Origin of the sequence: Streptomyces sp. McG3 (assembly GCF_018619185.1) — a bacterium.
Lineage (GTDB): Bacteria > Actinomycetota > Actinomycetes > Streptomycetales > Streptomycetaceae > Streptomyces.
The window spans coordinates 1-5798 of the sequence record NZ_JAAXYC010000410.1; the positions used below are offsets into that span (position 1 = coordinate 1).

The 5798-nt window shown below is 70.3% G+C and carries 5 protein-coding genes; 3 read left to right on the plus strand and 2 right to left on the minus strand.

The genetic code is table 11. The features are described from left to right. Nucleotides 1-353 (minus strand): maleylpyruvate isomerase family mycothiol-dependent enzyme (locus HET64_RS35625; RefSeq protein WP_215111385.1); only part of this gene is annotated, 353 nt, incomplete at its 3' end. A 208-nt stretch (nt 354-561) separates the two neighbouring features. Between HET64_RS35625 and HET64_RS35630 the strand changes: the two genes are divergently transcribed. The 3 genes from HET64_RS35630 (at nt 562) to HET64_RS35640 (ending at nt 3637) form a co-directional block, all read left to right on the plus strand. Then, nucleotides 562-1554, plus strand: coding sequence for a fibronectin type III domain-containing protein (locus HET64_RS35630; protein ID WP_215111386.1), 993 nt, complete (start codon nt 562-564; stop codon nt 1552-1554). Nucleotides 1555-1646: 92 nt separating this feature from the next. Beyond that, nucleotides 1647-2108: a hypothetical protein gene (locus HET64_RS35635; RefSeq protein ID WP_215111387.1), complete on the plus strand. Its 462-nt coding sequence runs from the start codon at nt 1647-1649 to the stop codon at nt 2106-2108. Further along, nucleotides 2105-3637: a YfcC family protein gene (locus HET64_RS35640; protein ID WP_215111388.1), complete on the plus strand. Its 1533-nt coding sequence runs from the start codon at nt 2105-2107 to the stop codon at nt 3635-3637. The genes HET64_RS35635 and HET64_RS35640 overlap by 4 nt, the downstream gene beginning before the upstream one ends. Before the next feature lie 110 nt (nt 3638-3747). Here the strand turns inward: HET64_RS35640 and aceB are convergent, their stop codons facing one another. Then, complete coding sequence (aceB, locus tag HET64_RS35645; RefSeq protein ID WP_215111389.1) at nt 3748-5367, minus strand: malate synthase A; 1620 nt, start codon at nt 5365-5367, stop codon at nt 3748-3750. Between the last annotated feature and the right edge of the window lie 431 nt (nt 5368-5798).

The following is a 5798-nucleotide window of genomic DNA, read 5'->3' on the forward strand; positions in this document are numbered from 1 at the left end:
TGTATAAGAGACAGGGTCATGCCCGTCCAGGCGCCGGGCGAGCGCCAGGCCGCCGCCATCTCGTCCAGCCGTCGGGGCAACGTCTCACGCCAGTCGTCGTCGAGGACGGGGAGGGCGGCGTCCGGGGAGACGGCGGTGCTCGCCCCGAGATCCTTGCGGGCGGCGTCGCGGAATGCGGCGGCGAGCCCGGCGAGATGGCCGAGCAGCTCCCGTACGGCGTAGTCGGGACAGGGGGTGGGGCCGTCCAGCCGGCTGTCGTCGACCGGGCCGAGCAGCGTGACGATCCGCCGGGCGGCCGGCTCCAGGTCGGGAGGAGCGGCGGCATCCGGCACGGGGTTCTCCTGTGCGTCCATACAGGGAAGACCCTTCGGCCACCGGAAACTCATCGACCGGGTGGCGCGCGATCCGATTCCCGGGAGGCTGCCCCCTGCCCTGCCCTGCCCTGCCTTGCCCGGACCGTGGCCGGGTGGCGCACACCGTCACATAGCGGATGGTTCCTCGCCGTCCTCTTGTCGGCGACCCCCGAGCCATGGCATACAGGTCTGGACCATTGCTGTCCGGATGGAAGGCACCACCGTGCAACGCCCCCACATATCTGCCGCGTTGACCTGTTCCGCCCTGCTTCTCACCCCCCTCCTCTCCGCCTGCGGTGGCACCGCCGAAGCCGACACGCAGCCTCCCGGCACCCCCAAGGGCGTGACCGCTCAGGCCAGCAGCTCCACCTCGGTGCACGTCATGTGGGAAGGCGCCTCCGACAACAAGAAGGTCGCCGGATACGAGATCTACCGTGGCAAGGCCAAGGTCAAGAGCGTCCCGGCGACCAAGACCATGATCGACGTCGACGGGCTGACGGCCTCGACGGACTACACCTTCAGCGTCCGGACCAAGGACACAGCGGGCAATCTCTCCGCGCCCAGCAAGGGCGTCCCCGTCACCACCCAGGCCACCCCGCCCAAGGACGACACGCCTCCCACCGTCCCGGCGAGGCTGACGGGCAGCGCCGACGGGAAACGTGCCGCCACCCTCACCTGGGGCGCGTCCAAGGACGACGTCGGCGTCACCTCGTACGACATCTACCAGGAGGACTCCCGGATCCACAGCGTCCCGGCCTCCGAGACCACGGCGAAGCTCACGGGCCTGCGCCCGGGGACCGTCTACACCTTCACCGTCCGGGCACGGGACGCCTCCGACAAGTCCTCGGCCGACAGCAACACGTTCGACCTCACCACCGAGTCCGCCCCCGGCGCCCCCGCGAGCACCGCCCCCACCGGTCTGAGCGCCGAGGTCGGCAAGGAGGGCGCCGACTTCACCCTCGACCTGTCCTGGGACCAGCCCGAGACGGGCGGAGTCATCCCCGCCTACGAGCTTCATCTGAACGGCAAGCTGACCACCACCATCGTCTGGGGCGGCACGCCTCCCAAGGGGCGGGCCACCTACCGGCTGGACCTCTCCGACCCGGCGGGCACCCGCTATTCGGTGAAGCTCAGGGCCAAGCTTCCGGACGGCAAGTGGGGTGACTTCTCGGCCCAGCGGACGGTCGTCCTGACGGACTGAGGAACGCCCGACCGCCGTCTCCCAGGCGTGCGGCGCGCGGCCCCCCATGGTCCATTGGTCCCGGAAGGCCAGTGGACCGAAGGGGCTGAACCATGGATCCGGGAGAGGACCTGAGCACGCGGGTCGACGTGCTGATGGACGGTCTCGTCGCCGACCTGGAACGGCTGACGGCCATCCCGCCCATCGCCTTCCCCGGCTTCCCGCCCGAGCCCGTGCGCGAGGCCCACGACCTCCTCGTGGACCTGTTGCGGGGCGCGGGCGTGGAGCGGGTGGAGAGGCTGGACCTCCTCGTCACCCGTCTGGAGTCCCCGCGCCCGTTCCGTATCCCGCTCACCGTCACGCCGGGCGACCAGGCCTCCGGATGCGAACCCGCGACCGACGGCCCGGCGTACCGCGCCGCCCGTACCGCGCTCCGGGACGGCATGGGCGACCTGCGCGCCCCGAACGAGCGGGTCCTCTTCTCGGAGCTGTGGTCGGCGGTGATCGCGGAGGCCGCGTTCCTGCGCGAGTACGCGAGGACGTACGGGACCGCGACGGGCGGGGACACGGCATGAGCAGCGCGGCCGACACGAAACCGGCCCCGGAGGAAGAGCCCCCGGCCAAGAAGGGGTTCACCTTCCCCAGCGCCCTCACGATCCTCGCGGTCGTCACGCTGGCCGTCTGGGCGCTGGCCTTCCTGGTCCCGCCCGGAGCGTACGACCGCAACGAGGAGGGCGCCCCGGTCCAGGGCACGTACCACCGGGTCGACTCCGACCAGAGCTTCGTGGACCGCCTGAACGACCTCTTCCTCTCCCCGGTCAACGGCCTCTACGGCGTCCAGGACGCGAAGACGGGCGAGGTCGGCCCGGATCTGGCCGGCGAACTGTACGGCAGCGCGGGCGTGTTCCTCTTCGTGCTCGCCATCGGCGCGTTCATCACCGTGGTGTTCGCCACCGGCGCCCTGGACCGGGGCATCGGCCGCCTCGCGCACCGGCTGCGCGACCGGGGAGCGCTGCTCATCGCGGGCGTGATGCTGGTCTTCTCCCTCCTGGGCACCGTCGAGGGGTTCGCGGAGGAGACGCTCGGCTTCTACGGCCTGATCATCCCGCTGATGCTGGCCCTCGGCTACGACCGCATGGTGGCCACCGGCACGATCATCCTCGGCGCGGGCATCGGCGTGCTCTGCTCCACCGTGAATCCCTTCGCCACCGGAGTCGCGTCCTCCGCCGCCGACATCTCGCTCGGCGACGGCATCGTGCTGCGCGCGATCATGTGGGTGGTCCTGACGGCCGTGACGATCGGCTACGTCATCCGCTACGCGGGCCGCGTCCGCAGGAATCCCGACCGCTCGCTCTCCGGCTTCCTGCCCGGCGACCGCGAGCACAACGCGGCGGACGCGGGGGAGCCCCCGGAGCTGACCGGGCTCCACCGGACCATCCTTGTCCTGGTCGCCCTGGTCTTCAGCTTCATGATCTTCTCGGTCGTCCCGTGGTCCAGCGCCCTCACGGGCGACGCCGACGCGACCCCGTACGGCTTCGAACTCGGCTGGTCCTTCCCCCATCTGGCCGCCCTGTTCCTGGTCGCGGCGGTCCTGGTGGGCGTCGTCGCCCGGTTCGGCGAGCAGAAGCTCAGCGCGACGATCATCCAGGGCGCGGCGGACTTCATCTCCCCGGCCCTGGTCATCGTCCTCGCGCGCGGCGTCACGGTCATCATGAACAACTCGCAGATCACCGACACCGTGCTGCACTCCATCGAGGGCGTGGTCTCGGGCACCTCGTCGGCGGTGTTCGCGGTCTTCGTCTTCATCGTCAACCTGCCGCTCGCCTTCCTCATCCCCTCCACCTCCGGCCACGCCACGCTGGCGATGCCGATCCTGGCTCCGCTCGCCGACTTCGCGGGCGTCTCCCGCGCCGTGGTCGTCACGGCGTGGCAGGCGGCGAGCGGCTGGATGAACCTCTGGGTCCCGACGACGGCGGTCACCATCGGCGGGGTGGCCCTGGCGAAGATCGGCTACGACACGTACCTGCGGTTCGTCTGGCCGCTGCTGGCGATCCTGGCCGCTCTCATCTGCGGTTTTGTGGCACTGGGGGCGGTGTGGACGTGAGGTGCCGAGGAGCGGGTGTCCGGGAGCGGCACGAGTGACCCCGGCCGGGAACACCACCGCCCCCGGCGCTGTGCGGGGCCGGGGGCGGTGACGGTGCTCGCGCCGTGGGGTCAGCGCAGCTGCTCGTACGCCGGCAGCGTCAGGAAGTCCGCGTAGTCCTGGTCCAGGGAGACCTGGAGCAGGAGGTCGTGGGCCTGCTGCCACTTGCCGGCGGTGAAGGTCTCCTCGCCGATCTCCTCGCGGATCGCGGTCAGTTCCTCGGCGGCGACCTTGCGGGCCAGGTCCGCCGTGGCGTGTTCGCCGTTCTCGAAGACCACGTCCGCGTTGATCCACTGCCAGATCTGCGAGCGGGAGATCTCCGCGGTGGCGGCGTCCTCCATCAGGTTGAAGATGGCGACCGCGCCCAGGCCCCGCAGCCAGGCCTCGATGTAGCGGATGCCGACCGCGACGGCGTTGCGCAGGCCGTCGTAGGTCGGGCTCGCGTCGAGGGTGTCGATGGCGATCAGGTCGCCCGGGGCCACCGAGACGTCCTCGCGGAGGCGGTCCTTCTGGTTGGGCTTCTCGCCGAGGACCGCGTCGAAGGAGGCCAGGGCGATCGGGACCAGGTCGGGGTGGGCGACCCAGGAGCCGTCGAAGCCGTCGTGCGCCTCGCGGTCCTTGTCCGCCTTGACCTTCTCGAAGGCGACCTTGTTGACCTCGGCGTCGCGGCGCGAGGGGATGAAGGCCGCCATGCCGCCGATCGCGTGCGCGCCGCGCTTGTGGCAGGTGCGGACCAGGAGTTCGGTGTAGGCCCGCATGAACGGGGCGGTCATGGTCACCGCGTTGCGGTCCGGGAGGACGAACTTGGCCCCGCCGTCACGGAAGTTCTTGACGATGGAGAAGAGGTAGTCCCAGCGGCCGGCGTTGAGCCCGGAGGCGTGGTCGCGCAGCTCGTAGAGGATCTCCTCCATCTCGTACGCGGCGGTGATCGTCTCGATCAGCACCGTCGCGCGGACGGTTCCCTGCGGGATGCCGACGTAGTCCTGGGCGAAGACGAAGATGTCGTTCCAGAGGCGGGCCTCCAGGTGCGACTCCGTCTTCGGGAGGTAGAAGTACGGGCCCTTGCCGAGGTCGATCAGGCGCTGCGCGTTGTGGAAGAAGTAGAGGCCGAAGTCGACGAGCGCGCCCGGCACGGAGACGCCGTCCAGCTGGAGGTGGCGCTCCTCCAGGTGCCAGCCGCGCGGGCGCATGACGACCGTGGCGAGTTCGCCGGGGGACTTCAGCGCGTACGACTTGCCCGACCTCGGGTCGGTGAAGTCGATGCGGCGCTCGTAGGCGTCGGTGAGGTTGAGCTGGCCGAGGACGACGTTCTCCCACGTGGGGGCGGACGCGTCCTCGAAGTCGGCGAGCCAGACCTTGGCGCCCGAGTTCAGGGCGTTGATGGTCATCTTGCGGTCGGTCGGACCGGTGATCTCCACCCGGCGGTCGTTCAGCGCGGCCGGAGCCGGTGCGACCTTCCAGGAGTCGTCCGCGCGGACCGCCGCCGTCTCGGGCAGGAAGTCCAGCGTGGAGGTGCGGGCGATCTCGGCGCGGCGCTCACCGCGCCGGGCGAGCAGCTCATTGCGGCGCGGGGTGAACCGGCGGTGCAGTTCGGCCACGAACGCGAGGGCCGCGTCGGTCAGGACCTCTTCCTGCCGGGGCAGGGGCTCGGCATCGACGATGGCCAGCGTGGACGGCGCTGGTGCGGACATGAGCTGTCACTCCTTCAGCGGGCGGCGGCGTCTCATGGCCGCCGGGTCGCCTGAGACGGCACGGCGTGCCATGGCTCCGAGATACGGCCGTGGGCGCCGTCTGAGGTTCAGAGGGCTTCTGACCAGTGGATAGTAGTTTCCTCATGGTGGAAGTTCAATGGTTTGTTGATGTCGAGATTCTCCGGGTCGACAGAAACGGTCCGATGGCGGCGCAGCGTGCCAGCACGGCCACGGACGGTGGACGGCGAGCGGTTCCGCACGGTCACTCCAGGTGCTTCAGGTCCTGCGAGGTGTCGATGTCGTACGCCTCGGCCACATCCGAACACTCCACGAGCGTGATCGCATCGCGGTGCTCCCGCAGATACGCCCGCGCTCCCCGGTCGCCCACCGCCCCCACCGCGATGCGATCACGCTCGTGGAGTGTTCGGATG